Annotated in this window: 15 protein-coding genes and 6 pseudogenes; 16 read left to right on the top strand and 5 right to left on the bottom strand. The window is 56.7% G+C overall.

What is annotated here, in order from left to right; genetic code table 11:
- The first annotated feature begins 794 nt into the window (after nt 1-794).
- On the top strand, nt 795-1,655 hold the full coding sequence (locus GXB81_RS13610; protein ID WP_205989403.1) for an alpha/beta hydrolase: 861 nt from the start codon (nt 795-797) through the stop codon (nt 1,653-1,655).
- 333 nt (nt 1,656-1,988) lie between these two features.
- Here GXB81_RS13610 and GXB81_RS13605 read toward each other — a convergent pair whose 3' ends face one another.
- Complete coding sequence (locus GXB81_RS13605; RefSeq protein WP_205989402.1) at nt 1,989-3,257, bottom strand: hypothetical protein; 1,269 nt, start codon at nt 3,255-3,257, stop codon at nt 1,989-1,991.
- A 545-nt stretch (nt 3,258-3,802) separates the two neighbouring features.
- Here GXB81_RS13605 and GXB81_RS13600 point away from each other — a divergent pair.
- Nucleotides 3,803-5,014 (top strand): NAD(P)/FAD-dependent oxidoreductase, encoded by a 1,212-nt coding sequence (locus tag GXB81_RS13600; protein ID WP_205989401.1) that lies wholly within the window; start codon nt 3,803-3,805, stop codon nt 5,012-5,014.
- A 175-nt stretch (nt 5,015-5,189) separates the two neighbouring features.
- Here the strand turns inward: GXB81_RS13600 and GXB81_RS13595 are convergent, their stop codons facing one another.
- Entirely contained in the window at nt 5,190-6,158 is a 969-nt protein-coding gene (locus GXB81_RS13595) for a LysR family transcriptional regulator (RefSeq protein ID WP_205989400.1), read from the bottom strand.
- Between the two features lie 137 nt (nt 6,159-6,295).
- On the opposite strand from GXB81_RS13595, the gene GXB81_RS13590 reads away from it, so the two are divergent.
- The 3 genes from GXB81_RS13590 to GXB81_RS13580 all read left to right on the top strand — a co-directional run bounded on the left by GXB81_RS13590 (nt 6,296) and on the right by GXB81_RS13580 (nt 10,861).
- On the top strand, nt 6,296-7,843 hold the full coding sequence (locus GXB81_RS13590) for an acetolactate synthase large subunit (RefSeq protein ID WP_205989399.1): 1,548 nt from the start codon (nt 6,296-6,298) through the stop codon (nt 7,841-7,843).
- 389 nt (nt 7,844-8,232) lie between these two features.
- Complete coding sequence (gene ilvB, locus GXB81_RS13585) at nt 8,233-9,990, top strand: biosynthetic-type acetolactate synthase large subunit (RefSeq protein ID WP_205989407.1); 1,758 nt, start codon at nt 8,233-8,235, stop codon at nt 9,988-9,990.
- A gap of 394 nt (nt 9,991-10,384) precedes the next feature.
- Complete coding sequence (locus GXB81_RS13580) at nt 10,385-10,861, top strand: Lrp/AsnC family transcriptional regulator (protein ID WP_167037947.1); 477 nt, start codon at nt 10,385-10,387, stop codon at nt 10,859-10,861.
- A 327-nt stretch (nt 10,862-11,188) separates the two neighbouring features.
- Here GXB81_RS13580 and GXB81_RS13575 read toward each other — a convergent pair whose 3' ends face one another.
- A complete protein-coding gene (locus tag GXB81_RS13575; protein WP_205989398.1) occupies nt 11,189-12,343 on the bottom strand; it encodes a hypothetical protein in 1,155 nt (384 codons plus the stop codon).
- A gap of 102 nt (nt 12,344-12,445) precedes the next feature.
- On the opposite strand from GXB81_RS13575, the gene GXB81_RS31450 reads away from it, so the two are divergent.
- Nucleotides 12,446-12,652 (top strand): hypothetical protein, encoded by a 207-nt coding sequence (locus tag GXB81_RS31450; RefSeq protein ID WP_241016356.1) that lies wholly within the window; start codon nt 12,446-12,448, stop codon nt 12,650-12,652.
- Nucleotides 12,653-12,735: 83 nt separating this feature from the next.
- Nucleotides 12,736-13,017, top strand: a pseudogene (locus GXB81_RS31445) (GTP-binding protein); the annotation flags it as partial.
- Here GXB81_RS31445 and GXB81_RS31440 read toward each other — a convergent pair.
- A pseudogene (locus GXB81_RS31440) lies at nt 12,985-13,137 on the bottom strand (SET domain-containing protein-lysine N-methyltransferase); the annotation flags it as partial. The pseudogenes GXB81_RS31445 and GXB81_RS31440 overlap by 33 nt on opposite strands.
- Nucleotides 13,138-13,383: 246 nt before the next feature.
- Between GXB81_RS31440 and GXB81_RS13560 the strand changes: the two are divergent.
- The 7 genes and pseudogenes from GXB81_RS13560 to GXB81_RS13530 all read left to right on the top strand — a co-directional run.
- Nucleotides 13,384-14,304 (top strand): alpha/beta hydrolase, encoded by a 921-nt coding sequence (locus GXB81_RS13560; protein WP_205989396.1) that lies wholly within the window; start codon nt 13,384-13,386, stop codon nt 14,302-14,304.
- A 242-nt stretch (nt 14,305-14,546) separates the two neighbouring features.
- Nucleotides 14,547-14,630: pseudogene (locus GXB81_RS13555) on the top strand (recombinase family protein); the annotation flags it as partial.
- Nucleotides 14,631-15,033: 403 nt separating this feature from the next.
- On the top strand, nt 15,034-15,549 hold the full coding sequence (locus GXB81_RS13550) for a DUF2778 domain-containing protein (protein WP_205989395.1): 516 nt from the start codon (nt 15,034-15,036) through the stop codon (nt 15,547-15,549).
- Entirely contained in the window at nt 15,530-15,793 is a 264-nt protein-coding gene (locus GXB81_RS13545; RefSeq protein WP_205989394.1) for a hypothetical protein, read from the top strand. Before GXB81_RS13550 ends, GXB81_RS13545 begins: the two co-directional genes overlap by 20 nt.
- Before the next feature lie 310 nt (nt 15,794-16,103).
- A pseudogene (locus GXB81_RS13540) lies at nt 16,104-16,373 on the top strand (DDE-type integrase/transposase/recombinase); the annotation flags it as partial.
- Nucleotides 16,370-16,573: pseudogene (locus tag GXB81_RS13535) on the top strand (IS110 family transposase); the annotation flags it as partial. The pseudogenes GXB81_RS13540 and GXB81_RS13535, both read left to right, overlap by 4 nt.
- A gap of 12 nt (nt 16,574-16,585) precedes the next feature.
- Nucleotides 16,586-16,789: pseudogene (locus GXB81_RS13530) on the top strand (integrase core domain-containing protein); the annotation flags it as partial.
- On the opposite strand, the gene GXB81_RS13525 reads toward GXB81_RS13530, so the two are convergent.
- A complete protein-coding gene (locus GXB81_RS13525; protein ID WP_241016354.1) occupies nt 16,764-18,491 on the bottom strand; it encodes a long-chain-fatty-acid--CoA ligase in 1,728 nt (575 codons plus the stop codon). The pseudogene GXB81_RS13530 and the gene GXB81_RS13525 overlap by 26 nt on opposite strands.
- Before the next feature lie 170 nt (nt 18,492-18,661).
- On the opposite strand from GXB81_RS13525, the gene GXB81_RS13520 reads away from it, so the two are divergent.
- Nucleotides 18,662-19,372, top strand: coding sequence for an ABC transporter ATP-binding protein (locus GXB81_RS13520; RefSeq protein ID WP_167037035.1), 711 nt, complete (start codon nt 18,662-18,664; stop codon nt 19,370-19,372).
- On the top strand, nt 19,369-20,757 hold the full coding sequence (locus GXB81_RS13515; RefSeq protein ID WP_205989393.1) for an FtsX-like permease family protein: 1,389 nt from the start codon (nt 19,369-19,371) through the stop codon (nt 20,755-20,757). The genes GXB81_RS13520 and GXB81_RS13515 overlap by 4 nt, the downstream gene beginning before the upstream one ends.
- Nucleotides 20,758-20,773: the final 16 nt, after the last annotated feature.

The raw sequence follows: 20,773 nt of genomic DNA, 5'->3' as shown, positions 1-20,773 counted from the left end.
AGGCGCGGTCGGGCTGCTGCGGGCGAGTGTGGTTGTGGCTGGCATACAGTGGCTTGCGGTTGGTGTTGCTCTTGTTGCAAAGGGATTCTGATTCGCAGGCAATCCGGCACGAGTACGCGCGTGCGATGCTTGGGTCGCGGCCGGTTTCGTACGTGGTTGCAACGAGACAAACTGTGCATCGTCGCGTGATCGTGTCAACCAGCCGTCGAAACGGCGGTCTCGCGAGAGCATCGTCTGGTAGCAGGTGTCTGGGCCGAGGCGCATGCCTGAACTTTAAAGCAAAGGCGTGCGTATTCTGGTCGGATTCGGACATGAGCATTGATGCGCGGGACCGCACTGCTGGCCAGGGACGACGCATGTCGGACTTTGCCAGGGAGAGGTTTCCATCCTTGAGCCAGACGTTCGAAACGGCGATGTGCCGTTGCTCGTTGGGGGCATGCTCAGGGTCAAGCGCCGCACAGATCAGGGGCCGGTCTACCTGATGCCGCAACCGGTATTACTTCTTTCATCGGCGATCGATGCTGAATGGAGTACTTTCCGTACGCATGCTCTAACCCGCGAATAACTCGAATGCTCCGGCTTTATAGACGTCACGTTTGTCGACAACTGTGCGTGCATGTTTGCTATTTCAATTGCCCGAAAACCGCCATGAAATGAAAGTGCGGAATGTGATTCGGGCATCGTCAATGCTGTTATATCGGCAACGTGCGACAATGCCAAATTCGCATGTGATCGCACATGACGGACATGAACGATTCCGGTTTTGGTCTATTCATTATCTACTTCCAGGTTATATGGAAACTACTTCATATCGAGCGGCTAACGACATTGCAGTGACCGTACGTCGGCCCGACACGCAGACTCCCGCACCCGTCGTCATCTTGTGTCATGGGTTTTGCGGCATCCAGGAGTTGCTGCTTCCAAAATTTGCCGAAGCTTTTGCCCGCGCCGGCTATGCGGCTGTTACGTTCGACTATCGCGGCTTTGGCGCGAGTGGGGGAGAACAGGGCCGGCTTATCCCGGCGATGCAGATTGAGGATATCCGTACTGTTATCGCGTTTGTCAGGGAACTGCCTTATGTCGACGCCGAGCGCGTCGGGCTGTGGGGGACGTCGCTCGGCGGCGGCCATGTGCTTGCCGCAGCCGCAAGTGATCCGTCCATCAAGGCCGTTGTTAGTCAGCTTGGCTTTGCTGACGGCGAACAAGCGACGACTCGCAATATGACCGAAGCCGAAAAGCAGGCATTCGTTGCGACGCTCGAACGGATGCACGAGAAGAAACAGAGCACCGGCAGGGAAATGTTTGTCCCGATTACGAAAGTACTCACAGACCCGCAATCGAAAACATTTTTCGAGGAGAACCGGAAGAACTATCCAGCAATGGATATCAAGATTCCCTTCCTGACCGTTCGTGAGATATTGAATTACAAGCCAAAGGACTATGCCGCGCGCGTTACATGTCCTGTGCTAGTTGTTATCGCCGGCGAAGATGGTGTGAATCCGCCGAATCACGGTATCGAGCTTTTTGACGCAGTTGCGGCGACCACGAAGCAGCTTCACGTCGAGCAAACTGCCGGCCACTACGACATGTACGATGGGCAACACTTCGAAAGCAGCGTTGCCAGGCAGATTGACTGGTTTTGCAAGCATGTCTAGTTGAACGGGCCTTTTGCCGAACTCATCAGCCTGGGGTTCGGCGGGTCAAGGCATCGCTATTGCTCTCAGCGCTAGTCCCACCAGCGTCATATTGACGCGCGGAAGGGCATCGATTTGGCCAATAACTTCACCTTGAAGTCAAAGTGTTGGGTCGGAATCCGGCGGAGTTTTTTTGCGGATTCCGGCCGTGTCTCATCGTGATGCCGGAGGTGCGCGACACCGCGCCGTCCTTTGAGCAATTCATTGGCAGGGTGTCGTGCTGCGCGGCCGTGTTTATCACACGCACACGGTAAATCTCTAATCGTGCCTGTCGCAACCAGAACCAGCCCACACTCAGAACAGAATCGTCTGCCCCGATGTCTCGGCTTGCTCATTAATCTCGCGCTTCGCCTTCTCGCTGATTTTCGGATTGTTCCGCAGATCGATGTAGCGAAGTTGCGTGTTCGCTGCCAGCGCACGTGCTCCACTATCGTCGATCATATTGGACGAAAGGGTGACCTTGCGCAGCCCCGACATTCCCGACAGCGCGATGGCGCCGTCGGCCTGAATATTCGCGTGATTCATCGCCAGTACTTTCAGTCGTGGGTTGAGCGATAGCGCGATCGCACAGGCGTCGCTGGATTCCAGCGAATTGCTGACATCGAGCTCCTCCAGCGAGGGATGCTCCGCCAGCATGGCAAATCCATTTTCGTCGAGCTCGCTCTCCGCAAGGCCGAGTTTTCGCAATGCACGGTTCTTCATCAGTTCCTGTACGCCGAGATTACTGATGCTGCAACCGTTCAACAGCAACTCTCGCAGATTCTTATTCTCGGCCAGCGCTGCCGCGCAGTCGTCATCGATACCGTGACTATCGCTAAGATCGAGTTCCACCAACTGTGGGGCGGCAGCGAGCGCTTTTACGCCGGTCAGGGTAAGGTTTTCGTTGCAAAACATCAGCTTCTGCAACAGAGGGAGCTTCGCAATCTTCATTGCTCCAGCGTCGCCTGAGCGCGTGCCGGATGCATTCAGTTCGCGAATCTTTTTACCCTTGCCCAACAGTTGCCTGAGCCCGATACTGCCGAGAGCAGAATTTTCCTGCACGTCGAGCTTCTCGGCCATGCCGAACGCCGGTAGCGTCCCGAGTTTGGAAAACGGCTTGAGCTTGGTCCACACCGGTGGCTGAATATCCAGGCCACTCGCATCGAGGTGTGTGGTATGCGGATAACGCCCATTGTTCATCGCATCCCGAACGTTTCTGAGGTGCTCGCGGTCTGTGATTCTGCGGCTGTCGGTATAAACCTCGGCAATATCATTGAGTCGACGGTTGGCAAAGCGTATCGCGTCTCGTGTTGCGGAGTCGCCGTTCTCGACGATTTCACGAAGCAACTCCACCGGCAGGTTCGGACTTTGCGTCGCCTGGTCTGCACCCACCAGCCTGGTTCGATTAGCCGTCTTCGTATTACCTGTCGGCAGATTGCGAAGACCGGAGAGACTTGCCGGCGGCCCGGACATGGAACGGTCTTTCACTCTGTTTCGGACTGCGTCCTGATTCTCCTGAACGCCGTCCGATGGCGGGGTGCTCCCGCTGGTGGAGGCGATGAATCTCGTTAGCACGCTTTTCATGGCTGTATCCCGATCCCGATGCATTGCACAACGACACTCTAGTGATCCGGCGTAACGCGGTCGTGCACCAGACGAACTTTGTGTTTGATAGACGAAGCAGGCTATCCGGCGCTCAACCTTCACGGAACCCGATATTTCTAGCTGACCCGAACCGGAGAGGATCAACGCAAAGTGGGTCCGTCATTGCTGGCTCGCGGAGTCTTATGCGACTGTCGTCCAGGCCGAATTGCCGACAGGCTCCGGGGGGGAATTTCGCGGACGTTTGAACGGCATCTGAAGGTTATTCATCTAAAATTTGATGTAATTGAGGTGAAAGACATTTTTGTACCTGTTCAGTGAGAGCGGGATCGTCTGCTCTCTATTTGTAAGGGGCTTCGCGCGGAAGCCCTGGCAAGCTGATCACGGGCAGTTGCATGCCTTAACTACGACTGATATAGTCTAAGTTAACGACATGGTAATGAACATGTCGTCCTGATGGCTGGGACCTTTGTGCCATGCGGTTTCTCGGTCACCCGTACCGCAGACTCTTCTCAGGAGCACGACAGATGTCGCAACGCATTCTTGTTATTGGAGCCGGCTTCGCCGGTATGTGGAGCGCGCTGGCTTCGGCCCGCTTGCTCGATCAGGTCGGACGTACCGACGTAGAGATCACGCTGGTCGCGCCCGAGCCTGAACTTCATGTCCGCCCGCGTCTGTATGAGCAAAATCCGCTGGGAATGAAGGCGCCGCTGCAAGAGATTTTCAAAGCCGTCGGCGTCCAGTTCGTTCAGGGCAAAGTGCAGAACATCGACGTTGCCAGGCAAGAGGTCAACGTCATCGGCGTGGGGGCCGACACTTCGCATCACACCATCCGTTATGACCGCCTCGTGCTGGCCGCTGGTAGCCGTCTATTCTGCCCGCCCATTGCCGGCCTGAAAGAACATGCCTTCAACGTCGATCAGATCGCCGACGCGGCTGTGCTTGAAACCCACTTGCACAGTCTGGCCGAGCGTCCGGCCAGCGTGGCTCGCAATACGGTCGTGGTGGCTGGGGCCGGTTTCACGGGAATCGAGACCGCGGCGGAAATGCCCGCGCGTCTGCGTGAAGTCCTGGGCGCGGATGAGGCGGTCACGGTGATCATGGTCGAGCGCAACGCCGAAGTCGGTCCCGATCTGGGCCCCGGTCCGCGTCCGGTAATCATTGAGGCGCTGACCGAACTGGGCGTGACGTGGAAGTTGGGCTCGGGTGTTGCGGCTGTCGACGCCACGGGCGTCACGCTGGAAAACGGCGAACGCATCGATGCCGGCACGGTGATCTGGACCGCTGGAGCGCGAGCCAGCGAACTGACTCAGCAAATCCCCGCCGAACGCGACAACTTCGGTCGCCTGCACGTGGACCGCAACCTGAAGGTCAAGGGCCTGGACGGGGTGTTTGCCACCGGCGACTGCGCCTATGCCGCCACGGACGACGACGGCAATTACGCGAAGATGTCCTGCCAGCACGCCATGAATCTGGGTCGCTCCGCCGGCCACAACGTGGCGGCCGATCTGCTTGGCGAGCCATCGATTCCGTATAGCCAGCCCAAGTACGTGACGTGCCTGGACCTGGGCCCATGGGGAGCGGTGTACACCGAGGGCTGGGAACGTGAGGTCAAACTGGTTGGCGCCGAAGCCAAAGCTCTGAAGACCAAGATCAATACGGAGTGGATCTACCCGCCCAGCGCGGATCGTGCAGAGGCGCTTGCCCTCGCTGATCCCCGCCGCATTGTCGTGGCATAACGGCTGGTCCGGCATGAAAAAAGCGATCCGGGTGTGGATCGCTTTTTTCTCTGTGCCTCAGTAAGGCGGCACGGGTCTGGGTTGGTGCCTTGTGTGAGCGACTCTCGGAGAAATAGAGAGCGAAATCGCAATTCTGTGGAGAAGTTCTCCAGAAAAATAGAACGTCGGAGAAAAATTATTGAGTACTGGTTCCATTTGACTGCATCACCTGGCTCATATGTTCGGCATCCTTTTCAAGCAGGATCGGAATTTCGGTTTTCAGAAGTTCTGCCCACTCCCGGGTCTTTGCGTCGACGAACTTTCTCGATGGAAAGAGTAGATAGATTCCAATCTCAGGCGATTTCCACTGAGGAAGAACGTGTACCAATGTGCCTCTGCGCAGCGCATCCACGATGTTGTGGCTCATGAGCAAAGCGATCCCGAGGCCGTGAATGGCAGCGTGAACAACGGGCTCTGGGAGATCACCAATAATCGGTCCAACAGGATCAATGGTGAATGATTCGTTTCCATTGATAAGCTTCCAGTGAGTGGTGAGCGATGGATTGACCAGGCGCAGGCACGCGTGATTGACGAGGTCTCGCGGATGTTCGGGCACCCCATGAGTCGCCAGATACTTTGGAGAGGCGCACAGGACCGCAGAGATCGTGCCGAGGCGCTGGGCGATCAAGCCCGAGTCGGGCAGATGCTGGGAAAGATAGACGCTAACGTCGATACCTTCCGAGAGCAGGTCCGGCATGTACTGCGAAGTACTGTATTCAATCGACACCAGCGGGTGTCGCGCGGAGTACTTCGTCACCAACGGTACAACATATCGATTTCCGAAGCTTGCCATGCATAGAACGCGCAGGCGCCCCGCCGGCTGAGCCGCAGCGCCCGCAGCCATCTGCTCGGCCTCGGCCAAGAGTTCCATGATCAGCTCTGCCTGTTTGAAGTACTTTTCACCCGCACTGGTAAGCACCAGCTTGCGAGTAGTGCGTTGCAGGAGCTTGGTCTGAAGCCGCGATTCGAGTTCGGTAACCAGTCGCGAGATTTGCGGCGTCGTAACATCCAGTTGCGCTGCAGCCGCCGTAAAGCTTCCGGAATGCACCACGCGAATAAAGGCGTTCATCGCGTGGAAGACGCCGTTTTCCAGATTCTTGCGCATGATACAAAGATGATTGTAGTAGGACTATATTTTTATATCTTACCCCGGTCGATACGATCCGGCCATGACTACGCCGCGACACTTTCGTCGCCCAGCGTAGGCCGTCAGATTCGAGGATAATCAAGGGGTAAGTAGATATGAATGGTGCTGAAAGTCTTTTGCGTTCGCTCATTGCCAGCGGAGTGGATGTTTGCTTTGCTAATCCTGGCACTTCTGAGATGCACTTCGTGGCAGCGCTCGACGCAGTGGAGGGCATGCATCCTGTACTTGGTCTGTACGAGGGCGTGGTGACAGGCGCTGCGGATGGATACGGCCGCATGGCCGGAAAACCGGCGTGCACGCTTCTGCATCTCGGTCCCGGTCTTGCAAATGGCTTGGCAAACTTGCACAACGCGCGTAAGGCGTCGACTCCGATCGTCAATATCGTCGGCGACCATGCAGCGACCCATGCCCGTTATGACGCGCCGCTGTCATCAGACGTGATCGGTTTCGCGAGGCCGGTCTCCCACTGGGTACATTCGTCATCGAGTTCGCGCACGGCCGGTGCCGACGCCGCGCGCGCGGTTCACGCTGCGCGCTCAGGAGCGGGGCAAATTGCGACGCTGATTCTTCCGGCTGACACTGCATGGGAAGAGGCGGATTTCGTCGCTCCGCCGTTGCCTGCTCCGGTTCGACAATTGGCAACTCAAAACGCAGTGGATCATGCTGCGCGTCTGCTTCGTAACGGAAAGAAGACAGTAATACTGACCAGAGGCGAGGCTCTTCAGGATCGCGGGCTTCGAGCACTTGGCAAGATCGCGGCGCAGACCGGATGCCGAATTATGTGTGACACGTTCTTCCCGCGTCTGCAGCGCGGTGCCGGACGAATTGAGCTCGAACGTCTTCCGTACTTTGCTGAGCAAGTTGTCGATGCTCTTGCTGGTACGGAACAAATGATTCTCGTTGGAGCGCCGCCCCCCGTCAGTTTCTTTGCATATCTGGACAAGCCGAGCTGGCTGACGCCTGCCGGATGCCAGCTTGCGGTACTCGCGCATCCCCACGAGGATGGTCCCGCCTCACTCGAGGCGCTTCTGCATGCCTTGGGCGCGCACAACGAAACAGCACGCGTGCTGGAACGTAAGCCGATCGGCGTCAAGAATGCCAATGTGCTTGATGCGCAGGCGATTATGCAGGCTGTGGCCAAGCATCTGCCGGAAAACGCAATCGTTGCAGACGAGTCACTGTCGTCCGGGTTTATGCACTACGGCGTGACCGCGTCAGCGTTGCCTCACGACTATCTGAATCTGACAGGCGGTGCGATCGGTAGCATGATGGCCGTGTCGACAGGTGCGGGTATAGCGTGCCCTGACCGAAAAGTCGTAACGCTTCAGGGCGACGGCAGCGCGATGTACATCCTCCAGTCGCTTTGGACGCAGGCGCGGGAGAAGGTCGACGTTACTACGGTCATTTACGCAAACCGTGGCTACAAGATTCTCAGCAACGAACTCAAGCGAGTAGGCGCAACGAACGAGGGGGCACTTGCAGCTTCGATGTTTGATTTGCAAAACCCTTCACTGGATTGGGTGAAGCTCGCAACCGGTATGGGTGTTGAAGCGGTAAGCGTAGATTCACCCCGCGCATTTGAAGATGCATTCGCGGACGCGATGCGGAAACGAGGTCCTCGACTGATCGAAGCGCTGATCTAACGCGGTTCTCGCACTCCCTCCTCCTGGCGGCAGGCTAATGAAGTCTGTGTCGGTTACGGCCGGCTTTGCCGCCATCGAAGGACAGACTTGATATGCGGCTGCGCGGGTGTGCGGCACAAGTGCTAATCCACATGCCCGGCGAGCAGTGGTTTGTGCTGAAAATGCCGTCCGGGAAGACGCAATTCGGAATTTCTGAGCGCAGCAGCTGCGCTAGGATTACCAGAACTTCCGGATATTTCGTGGCCGCTTCGGCCTTCGGAGGCAGTCGCTTGCGACTGTGCAGATCCGGTCGACTGCTCGCTCGACTCAGGAGAAACCTGTTCGACCAGCAACGCTCAAGTGACGTCGTTTACGTAGGGGAGTACACCTTGAAAATCGCATCAGCAGAAATGGAGTTTATCGAAGAGGCAAGCAAGCCGGAAGGGGAGGAGAGCTTCGTCATTTCGGGCGCGGAAATGGTCGTTCGAGCGCTAGTCGCTGAGGGGGTAGATACAGTGTGGGGATACCCCGGAGGCGCGGTGCTGCCGATCTATGATGCGCTCGAGGAGACGACCGGGATCGACCATCTGCTTGTTAGGCACGAGCAGGCAGCGGTTCATGCCGCGGATGGTTTCTCTCGCGCAACCGGGAGAGTCGGGGTTGCGCTTGTCACGTCCGGTCCGGGGGTGACAAACGCGGTGACTGGAATCGCAACCGCTTACTTCGATTCGATCCCGATTGTCGTTGTCTCCGCAAATGTGCCTACGGACTCAATCGGGCAGGATGCATTCCAGGAGTGTGACACGGTCGGTATCACCCGTTCTATCGTTAAGCATAACTTTCTGGTTCGGGATGTGAATCAGCTTCCGCTGGTGATGAAGAAGGCGTTCTACATCGCGAGAACAGGACGGCCAGGGCCCGTCGTGGTCGACATTCCGAAGGATATCCTGCTGGCGCAAGGGGCGTTTGTCTATCCCGAGTCTGTCTCGATTCGCTCGTATAGGCCGGCTACCGAGGGCCATGCGGCCCAAATTGGGCGGGCGGCTAAGGCCATTGCTTCTGCCCGCAGACCGTACATCTATGTAGGTGGCGGTGCCGTCGCGGCGCAGGCCGAGGCGGAGTTGCGCATACTCGCTGAACTCGTAGACGCGCCTGTAACGACCACGCTCATGGGGCTTGGTGTTTTCCCCGCAACCGACCGGCGCTACGTTGGCATGCCGGGGATGCATGGGACCTACGAGGCAAACATGGCGATGGAGCATTGCGACGTGCTAATCGCATTGGGAGCTCGCTTCGACGACCGCGTCATCGGCAATACAGAAGACTTTGCTAAAGGTGAGCGGACGATCATTCATGTGGATATCGACCCGGCGAGTATCGACAAACGAGTCAAGGTTGATGTTCCAATCGTCGGAGACGTGAAGTGTGTCCTGCGCACGCTCAATGAGCTTCTGACCCGGCAGCCGGTAAACCGGACGTCGCGCGATTCATGGTGGAAACAGGTGGAGATGTGGCGTTCGAGGCGTTGTCTTGCCTTTGAACAGGGCCCGAAGATTATCAAACCGCAGTACGTTATAGAGAAACTTTGGGAAGTCACCGGAGGCGACGCGTTTCTGTGCTCGGACGTCGGTCAGCATCAAATGTGGGCTGCGCAGCTTTACGGCTTCGACAAGTCCAGACGCTGGATTAATTCTGGCGGGCTTGGAACCATGGGAGTTGGTCTCCCTTATGCGATGGGTGTGAAGCGAGCCTTCCCGGAGAGCGATGTTGTGGCCGTAACGGGAGATGGATCGATACAGATGTGCATCCAGGAGCTGTCGACCTGCAAGCAATATGGTTTGAACGTAAAGGTAGCCTCTTTGAACAACGGTTACCTTGGAATGGTAAAGCAACTCCAGCACGTGTACTACGAGGGACGGTACGCGCAATCGTATCTTGACGCGCTTCCTGACTTTGTAGCGCTTGCGCGCGCTTACGGCCATGTCGGATTCCGGGTTGAACGGCCGAGCGACGTCGAACCGGTTTTGCGTGAATCGATGGCTATGAAGGACCGAACCGTCTTTATGGACTTCATTACGGATCCGACCGAGAACGTATGGCCGATGGTGCCAGCGGGAGCGGGATTGTCGGATATGCTCATGGAGTCGGGTGACGTGGTACACGACTGACGCATCCCGGCCAGTCGATAGCGTTGAAAAGTACGCCGATCGCCAGTTGCAGTGCGCCGATCCCGCATTTCCCCGGACGCGACGGATTTAGGACTGTCGCGCTTCTCTTTGCTCCCTCGGTAATGTGTGCCTTAGGTATGCCTGAGCCGAATAGCTCACTCCTTCGGAGTTCTGTTAAATCGTCTGCAAGTTTGGACAACGCCAAACACTAGCAAACGCTAGAATGAAATACGCAGGTGAGTGGAAAGTCACTCCTTGCGGCGCTGACACGTTCTTGCAGTCCTTGCCGAACGCAGCTGAAACTCGCAAGCAGACGGACGTGCTGCCTGGATGCGCAATGAACTTCGCCTAATGCCGGCCAGTTTTCGTCCGAATGGTGTCTCATAGGGTGCATATGCAACTTGATGCAATTGATCAGAAGATTCTGGCGGAACTACAGCGCGACGCACGTTTGACTAACGTCGAGTTAGCTGCCCGCGTGAACCTCTCGCCGTCGCCGTGTCTGACTCGTGTTCGAGCGCTAGAGCGTCATGGCGTAATCCGGCAGCGTGTGACGCTGCTCGATCCAGCGAGTCTGGGATTGAATGTGAATGTCTTCATTCATTTAAGCCTGGAAAATCAGCGTCGTGACGGGCTCGATGAATTCGAACGGGCGGTAGTTGCGATACCAAACGTGATGGAATGCTACTTGATGTCCGGAGACGCGGACTACCTCCTGCGTGTGCTGGTCCGGGATACTCAGGCATTGGAGCGCTTGATCATCGATGAGATATCGCGGCTACCTAATATTCGAAACATTCGGTCGAGCTTTGCCTTAAAGCAGGTCATGTATTCGACCGCATTGCCGGTATCGAACCACCAGAGTTTCTAGTCTTTTCTTGAGATCTGCAGCGGAGCCGGAAAGCGTTGCAGTATCGTTTGATAGACTATGGCAGTGGGAATACGATCCTTAAGTCCGCACGGGGGGAGGGCAGGATTTCCGTGTTCAAGGCGGGTTGAGATTCACACGGATGGTTGAAAAAATAGCGGGCGAATCGGTCTCGCAATTGGCACGCGACTATGGCACGGCACGGCAGTCCATCATGCAACTTCGAAACAGGGCCGCTTCAGCCTGACATTCTCCGACTCGCACGCAAGTGTGGGTACGTGGTGCAGCGACTTCGGAAAATGACAGAAACGAGCGCTTTCTGATTTCCTTTTAAACATGAAATTGGGCAGGCAACTGTTCATGAATTGGCAGTTTCTCTCCGGACATCATGCCTTTCATGATTCTTCTTTCCGTCTTATTTGTAGCAATCTGCTTGCTTAAAGAAAGCCTGCTACCGAAGTAAATGCGGCCGTCTCGGTCTACGGCCGCACCATAGCCGCCGCCTGACTCGTGCCCCGCATGGGCAAAGACCACAGTTGCTCCCGCTTTGTCCGCCGCCTTCATGGCACGTTTAGCAGATTCTTCCTCGTTCCTGGCAAGCAGGGTGACCTCCGCTTTCCCGGACGCAGACAGTGATCCGAAGAATTGGTCAAGCGCCTGATCTGTGACGTATCCATCCACATGCGCCATCGCAACGTTCTCCGATTTTCCCAGAGCATTTTTGAAAACGGCAATTAAAATAACGCAAGAAGTAGCGCCTGCCGTGTACAAACCGTTGACGTCGGCTTTCGCACTCGAAAGAAAATGGGCCTCGCCTTGCCCGACAAATTTCGTATTGTGATTCGTGCCGGAATACTTTTCGATAGATGGTAATTTTTCGACACTATGCGTTTGTAGGCGCAGGGTCATTTGCTGGTCATGGGCGGTACGCTCCATCGCAATTTTCACCTGTTCCTGCGAGACGCCTACGGTAGCCAATAGATCTGGACGCAGAAGGCCGGCGGTTACCAAGCGCTGCAATTTATCCGGAGAGACCTGCGGATAGCCGGTGATACTACGAACCCTCTGCCCATCGTCAGACAGGTTGATATTCACCACCTCTTGAGCACGCCCAACATAAGTCCGGATCAGCTTGTATCCAGGCTCGTACCTCGCCTGAACTTGCCCTCCGTCAAACATCGTCCAATCGCTCCTGCCATTTTTGGGTCCCACGAGCGCGCTTGACGCCACTACATCGCTGAGCGGCAGATCAAGTTGTTTCAGGCTTTTTCCCCCGCTGCGAATGGAACTTTGCGTACTCCCGATGCCTGAGGTTCCGGCCCTGCCAGTCGGTGAAACCGACACCGGTTTCGGTTTCAACCCGATGAACCGAGTGTCGGGCAACGGCATACCGGATGAGCGGGACGGATTCTCCGTCCTCGGGGTCTCGCTCTCTGGCAGGGGAACCAAACCAGGCATCCTTCCAACCCCGATATTGCCACCCATATTTAACTCCCCATGCCATCGAAAGGCATCATTTAAGCGCACGTTCAAGTAGCAGCCGGCGCAATCCACGACACACAGTCCTAAAAGGCGAAGATTGACTTTTTGGGGATTTCTAACCAGATCAAGGCCAAATCGATTCCCGGCGTGAAGCTTGATTCCGGCTACCAGGCGCAACAGAAGTGGCTCGTCGGCCTGCCTGTCGGCGACACACATCAGGACCAGGTACTGATCGGCGTTGATATGGACGAGCCAGCATGGCGCCAGCGCCGTGACGCCTGTCTGCTAACCGAGGCGGAAGGTACGGCATGAGCCCGCAGCCCGGCGCGGGCGCCAAGGAGAACGCGCAACGGCCGGATTCGGGGACTCTGGATCAACGAAACGGGGAGTGTGCGATGGACATGATACCTGTCACCCTGCTGACGGGGTTTCTCGGCAGCGGCAAGACGACGGTGCTGAACCGGATGGTGCCGCAGCCGGAAATGGCGGATGCACTGGTGCTGATCAACGAGTTCGGTGAGATCGGGCTCGACCACCTGCTCGTCGCGCACAGTCGTGAAGACATCGTGGTCGAGATGAGCAGCGGCTGCCTCTGCTGCACGATTCGCAGCGATCTGGTCCACACGCTCAAGGACACCCTCACGGTCACGTTCCTCGATCGCTTCGCAGTTGGGGGCACAGCGGTGATTGATCCAGCGTGCCGCATTGCCACCGTTGCGCGCATCGATGCAGTAGCGACCGTCGCTCAGGGCAAACAAAAACGTGTGAAACGGATTTTCAGGATGCCGGCGCAGTGCCGCGGCGTGGGTGATCAGCAGCAGGCGAACGCACCAATTCTTTACCTCCGTGATTAGCTGGTGCAAGGAATAAAATGGTTGACTTGCCTGTCTACCAACGATGGGCACTTTTTTCTGTTATAACGAGTGCGCGCTCAAAAACTGGCTTCCGAATGAGATATTTCTGAGCGGTTCAAGGTGAACCATTTATCAGCCGGGAATCTCTCAAGTTGACCACTCTATCGAAAATGCAAGGAACAGCGACACATGAGTACAGCATCGCAGAACACAAGATCTGACAATTTGAAAGACTTGCTAGGTTCGGGCGACCACACCGTCAATCTGAACGGTGTCGATCTCCACTACCGCGTGTGCGGCGAAGGGCCTCTGTTATTTTTGATTTCTCCGGGTTGGGGAGTAGGTAGCGGTTATTTGCAAAGGGGCTTCAACTTCCTGCGAGAGAGATTTCGCTTGGTTTTCATCGACACGCGGGGAAGCGGCCAGTCTGGACGCCCGGCCGATCGCATGAAGATGAGCAGCAACGATATGGCGGATGATCTTGAGGCACTACGCGAGTATCTAGGACTTTCTACTCTTCAACTTTTGGGTCATTCGAACTCCGGAGCCATCGCACTCTCGTACGCTGAAAGGTATAAGAATCACGTCAGCAAACTGGTGCTGATTGACAGTCAAATGCTTGGCTTCAGTTCGGGCAATGATACGCAGGCATTCCTGGAAGCGAGAGCTGAGGACCCCCGGTATAAGACCGCAGTTCAGGCGGCGATCGGACATTTTTCCGGCAAAGCCAAACCCCTTGCGAGCGATGCTGAACTATCAGCGTTTGTCGCAGAGCTTTTGCCGTTATACCTTCAGAGTCCGGAAAAAAATCTTGCGTTAGCTCGGGAACAGTTACTGGTCGAGCAGATCTCGCTTTATGCATTCGAGGCGCAGAACGCAGCAGACAAAGCGGCTGGCAGCGATCAGACAGCCCTGCTTGATCAGGTGCGCGCCCCGACACTGGTTATGGTGGGTAGGCATGACTGGATCTGTCCCGTGCCGGTCGCGGAGCGCTTGCATGCGGGCATTGGCAACGCTCGACTGGTGATGTTCGAGGAAAGCGGCCACATGCCTTGGATCGAGGAACCGGAAAAATTCGCGGCGGAGTTGATACAGTTTTTAGAAGAGTAACGCGGCGCCGGTATCTGCCGATCAGGTCAGTTTGCTGCTGTGCGTGCCAATCAATAAGCGACCTACATCATTGATCCGCCCTCAACGACAGGCTGGCAGACTGTGTCCGATTGGAGCATACCCTATCCTGATGTCAGGGAAATGCCGTCGGGCACATCAGGATGGGGCTGGTTCCGCAATTCTTTGACACCGGACTCGGAACGTCATGGATTTCAAGCTGACATTTCACCCGACGTCCGTCCATGAACGGTCAACGGGTCGGCTATATACGCGTCAGCACCTTCGAGCAGAACACCGAGCGTCAGCTTGACGGCGTTGCGCTGGACTACACCAGAACATGATCGGACTGCCCCAGACAAGACGACGCACGGTCCGATGACTGTGCCGAGGCATGCTTGCCATGCTGGCCGAGGACGCTGCCATGACGAACAGCCGTCCCGGTTCGTGGGAAGGCTCCAACATGCAGCAGGTACTCGACAGCCACGGCTACCTAGGAGTCCTATGGTGATTCTGTACGTACTCTCCACTGCCTGAAAATCTAAAGTCGATCGAGTAACCGGCGGGGTCGATACGGGAATTTTCTGTCTGTTGGATTAGGAATTTTCTGATTTTTAATAATTTCGTATTGTCTGATGTTAATCGGCAACAAGGTATTATTAAGATGCCCTGCGCTTTCTCTTGTGTGGCATCCTGATTAAGGAATCTGTCGACATAAGAGGAGTGCGGCAATTGGCTTATTATGGGAAATTCATAATCGATGGGGATAATTCTTCATTGATTATTCCCGAAATTGGTACATTTAAAGCGTTTTCAGGCGACAACGTCTATAAGAACAAGGGTGGGTGTACCGCTGTTCCCGATAAAGGTCCGATTCCGGCAGGGTTGTATTGGATCGTGGATCGACTGACTGGCGGGTTACGATCCAGATCTGTGGCACAGGCCAAAGATTGGTGGAGCGGGAGGGTCGGTCCGGCGTCTCACCATATTGAGTGGTTTGCGCTCTATCGGGACGACGGTGTTATCGATGACCTCACCTGGATCAATGGCATAGAGCGAGGTCAATTCCGGCTGCATCCGGCCGGCGGCCGAGGTATTTCACTCGGCTGTATCACCTTGCCGAGTTACGCCGATTTTGAAAAGATACGGCGCGCACTTCTGCACACGTTCACTATCCCGGCCCGCAATTCAGGAATTCGCGCGTATGGAACTATCGAGGTAGTGGCCAATGGTACGACTTGTCCGTAGCATTTTTAAAGTGGCGCTATTTATCGGACTGTTTCTGCTTTCCGTTCGTTATGTCCATACGTACCCGATGCCAATGCCTGAAAGCCAGCTGGCATTCTGGTTTGCCGCCTCGGACTGGTTTGGCATTCGTGACCCTGACGATCTCTATATTCCGACCATGGTCGTCATCGAACTGATCGTCACGATTCTGGCCTACGTGGCGATCATGAAGCTCTGGAGACGATACCACCTTTGTCCCCGCTAAGTTCAAATGCCGTACCTCCAGCTAAATAGAAATGTCGGGGTTCAGAGCGGTTTTAGTCTTGCTTCTTTTTATGGTTTTGGGGCGGGGCGGCGCAGCCGCCCCGCGTTCCTGCATTGCTTTAGCACTGACTTCCAGAACAGCATGATTGATGTCGGTAACGTCAATTGCTCGCTGTCTCTTCAGCCCGATGAGTGCCTGCTTCGCGCGAACTTCTTCACCGCAATGCGTCCGTTACGGCGAGCCCGAGGCGCGGCGGTCATCACGCATGGCCTGAATCTGCGGTGCCACCTGGAGCGCGCTGGCCAGCCGCTTGATAGAAGAGCTCGAGCTGATTTGCAAGCAACCGGGTCGCCATGACTACAGGCGGGCTACGGTCGAGCGGATTGATATCCCGAACCATCTCAATCGTGAATTCGATGTTGGTACGCCGAATCAGGTCTGGTGTTGTGACATCACATATGTCTGGGCGCGGGGCCGTTGGCATTATCTGGCCGTAGTACTCGATCTGTTCACGCGTCGGGTTGTTGGCTGGGCGTTCTCAGCACGTCCGGATGTTGATCTGGTCGTTCATGCATTGGAGACCGTGCTGCGAACAACGCCCTGTGGACCATTGCCATGGTGCGAATGCGCAGCGACCCGAGGACCCGGGCGTACGTCGAGCGACGAACCAGGGAAGGAATGTCCTACAAGGAAATTCACCGCTGCCTGAAGCGCTATATCGTCAGAGAGCTGTATCCGCTCATTCTGGCCGACCTGGCGGATTCAGCCCGCACTTCTTGACATAGGAGCGTCAACTCTCCGATGGAAAGGCTGTTCCGCAGCTTCAAGACGGAATGGCTACCGTCAGTGGGGTACATGTCGGTGCAGGAAGCACACGGGGATATCAGCCACTACCTGATGCATCGGTACAACTGGATACGGCCGCATCAGTTCAACGACGGACTGGCGCCGGCAGTCGCGGAAGAAAAACTTAACGCAGTGTCCGGGATGGGTTGACCACTACATGTCTATCAGGGCGTGCACTTGCCAGCGTATTTTTTTGCAATGCCTTCTTGTCAACTTTCCCGACGCTGGTCTTGGGGAGACTTTCAACGACGCGAATGTCGTGGGGAACAGCGATACGGCTGATCGTGCCATTTTCGACGAAAGCAGTGAGATGCTGTTGAATGGCGTCCGACGTTACATTGCCGGAAAACTCGACTTTCGGCACAACATAAGCGAGCGGGCGTTCTCCCCACTTTTCGTCCTCGACGGCAATGACTGCAGCCTCGGCAACGCCCTCATGCGAGACGATCAACTCCTCGAGTTGCACGGACGATACCCATTCACCACCGCTCTTGATGACATCTTTCATGCGATCGCGGAGGGTGAGCGTGCCACGCAGGTCGATCGAAGCCAGATCCTGCGTATGCATCCAGCCACCAAGCCAGAGCGCTTTATTTGCGGCTGCATCGGTGCCATAGCTTTGCGTCAGCCAAGGGGCGCGAAGCACCAGTTCGCCCTGGCTGCGTCCGTCATGCGGAAGACTGTTCATCTCTGGATCGACAATATCGACCAGCACCAGCGGTAGCGGCCAGCCGGCACGGCGGAGCGCCGCATCCAGCTTGTCTGGGTGTTCTTCCACATTTCTCGCAATGGCGATTGCGGGTCCCGTTTCTGACATCCCATACCCTGCAAGCGTATCGATGCCAAAGTCAGCGGCTTGCTGACGTAGTGCACGTGTAAGCGCTGAGCCACCAATCAGCATTGTCCATGGTGCAAGACCGGAGGCTTGCTCCGACCGCGCGGCCGCAAGAATCATCTGCAGGACCGTTGGTACGCAGTGTGAAAAGCTCACATTCTCATCGCGTCTGAGCTTCAGCATAAGTGCTGGGTCGTATCGACCCGGAAACACCTGTTTGATGCCTAGCATTGTCGCGACAAAGGGTACGCCCCACGCGTGAACATGAAACATCGGCGTCAACGGCATGTAGACGTCATTGCGTCGCAATCCCTGATTGTCGGGTTGCGCAGCGAGCGTGGTCGCGAGGGCGAGCGTGTGCAACACGAGTTGGCGATGAGTGAAACTGACAGGCTTCGGGTGGCCCGTCGTTCCCGTCGTGTGAAATGTCGTGGCGATTGCATTTTCATTAAACTCGCGGAAGTCGAATTTCGTGCCGGACGCCGCCAACATGGTCTCGTATTCGCTCACATCGTTCTGCCCTGAGAACGCTTCACCGTCCGCGATTACGATGCAGCGACGAAGATCCGGCAAAAGAGGCGCGATCGCATTGACGAGTGTCAGAAAGTCCCGATGAACTACGAGCACGGATGCTTTCGCATCCTGCAGACACCAGATCAGTTGCTCCTGCGGCAGGCGGACATTGACCGTCTGGAGTACCGCACCCATCATTGGCACCGCGAAATAGGCCTCGAGGTAGCGATGACTGTCCCAGTCCATGAAAGCGACCGTATGGCCTTCGTCGACGCCTAGCGAAGCAAGCACGTTCGCAAGTCGATGAACGCGCTTGAAAAGATCCGAATAGGTCTGCCGGTGATGTGAGCGATAGACGATCTGCTGATCCGCATGCGCGGTGATCGCGCCATACAGAATGTGATGGATAAGAAGCGGCTGAAGATATGTTTCGGGAGCGGGTGTGGCGAGACGGATTGTCATCGTCGATGGCACGTTATAGAGAGGATGGGGCAACGATGACATGTTTTTTCCAACATTTTGATGACGAAGGAATCTACTTGACGCGCCAAAGGCCTGCCCCATCGAACAGGTTTTTCCTCGCGAACAAGTTGATATTCTGCGTAAAGGCCGTCGCCGCCATCCGTCTGCGATGAACTCCATTCGAGCTGGGAATTTTTCCATTCGCCAAGACCATGAACGCCGTCAAACTCGAAGCCGTTGAGAAGAGCTATCTCATGGGCGCCGTCAAAGTCGCCGCGTTGCAGGACATCAACCTCGAAATTCGAACGGGTCTTCTTACGGTGATAGCGGGCGCATCGGGGAGCGGTAAATCGACGCTGCTGAATCTGATTGGATGCATCGATCGTCCCGACCGCGGTCGCATCGTCGTCGCGGATGAAGACGTCTCCAGATTGCCGGACGATGCGTTGTCGGATTTTCGTGCGCGGCATCTCGGCTTCGTCTTCCAGAACTTCAATCTGCTGCCGGTGCTGACGGCGCACGAGAACATCGAATATCCGCTGCTGCTCGCCGGCATTCGCCTGACGGATGCGCAGCGGGCGCAGCGCGTGAGGGAGTTGCTCGAGGCGGTGGGCCTTGCCGACAAGGCGGGCCACCGGCCAGGGCAACTGTCGGGCGGTCAGCGGCAACGTGTTGCGATTGCGCGAGCGCTGGTCGCGTCGCCGAATCTCGTGCTGGCCGACGAGCCTACCGCCAATCTCGACAGCGGTACGGGGGATGCGATCATCGGTCTGATGCGCCGCCTGCAACGCGAGCGACAGGTCTCGTTCGTGATCTCGTCGCACGATCCGAAGGTGCTGGCCGAAGGGGACGACGTGATCGGCATCGGTGATGGGCGCGTGGTCAGCGTCTCGCGGGCAAAAGAAGAGGAGGCAGTGGCATGAAGACGCTTTCGCTCGCTCTGCGCAATCTGCTGCGCAACCGGCGACGGTCGATCACGACCCTGCTCGCGATGATCGTCGGTGCGCATGCGGTGCTGCTGTTCGGCGGATACACACGCAACATCACCTATGGACTGCAGACCGACTACGTGAAGTATGGCGGCCACCTGCAGATCGAACGGAAGGGCTATTACGAGTTCGGCAGTGGCGATCCGGCCGCGTATGGCATTGCGAACTATCGCGAGATCGCCGATACGCTGAAGGCCGACCCCGTGCTGGCGTCGATGGTGACTGTCGTGACGCCGACGTTGCAGCTACAGGGGATCGCCGGCAACTTCAGGGAAGGGGTGTCGCGTACGGCTCTCGCGCTGGGCGTGGTCGTCGACGATCAGAACCGGATGCGGGCGTGGAACGATTATCGATTTCCGGTGACTATCCCGCCGCTTGCGCTGACGGGAACGGATACGGACGCGGCGATCGTCGGCACGGGGCTCGCGCGCGTGTTGCAACTGTGCGGCCAGCTGGAGGTCAAGAACTGCGCGCCGCAGACGAGGCCGCACGACAACACGGGCCCTGATCTGCCTGCGGATGTCGCTCAGCTCGCCAGCGCGACCGAACCCGTGCCGGAGAAGGCCGCGCAATATCCGACCATCGAACTGCTCGCCGCGACGGCGCTCGGCGCGCCGAACGTCTCGGAACTGCATGTCGTCAAGGCGGAACAGCAGGGCGTGAAAGAATACGACGACATGTACGTGGGCCTGCATCTGGCCCAGGCGCAGCGCCTCGTCTATGGTAGCGATCAACCGAAGGCGACGGCCATCGTCGTGCAACTGAAGCACACAGCCGAACTGCCTGCCGCCAAGGCACGCATCGAAGAACTGCTGGGCACCAGATTCAAGGGTGAAGAAACGGAAGTCGTCGACTACATGACACTCAATCCGTTCTATGGGCAGGCGCTTGCCATGTTTGCCACGCTGTTCGGCTTCATTGCGCTGCTGATCGCCGCGATCGTCCTCTTCACCGTCGGCAATACGATGAGCATGGCAGTCTTCGAGCGTACCGTCGAAATCGGGACGCTGCGGGCGATGGGACTGCGTCGTGAGGGCGTGCGCCGGCTGTTCCTTTGCGAAGGATTACTACTGGGGATACTGGGCGCATCGCTGGGTGTGCTGAGTGCGGCCGCGCTTGCAGCCATCATCAATCACAACGGGCTCACGTGGACGCCCCCGGGACGCTCGCCCGTACCGCTGATCATCCGGGTGTGGGGCGAGAACGACCTGATTGCGGGAACGGCAGTCGGGCTGCTCGCGGTGTCGGTACTGTCTGCCTTGCTGCCGGCACGGCGTGCGTCGCGCATGAACATCGTCGATGCGCTTCGTTATGCGTAGCGAATGTTTTGATGCG

The organism is Paraburkholderia sp. Ac-20336 (assembly GCF_017105025.1).
GTDB lineage: Bacteria > Pseudomonadota > Gammaproteobacteria > Burkholderiales > Burkholderiaceae > Paraburkholderia.
Note: the sequence above shows the minus strand (reverse complement) of the source record. Positions and strands in the feature narration are given on the sequence as shown.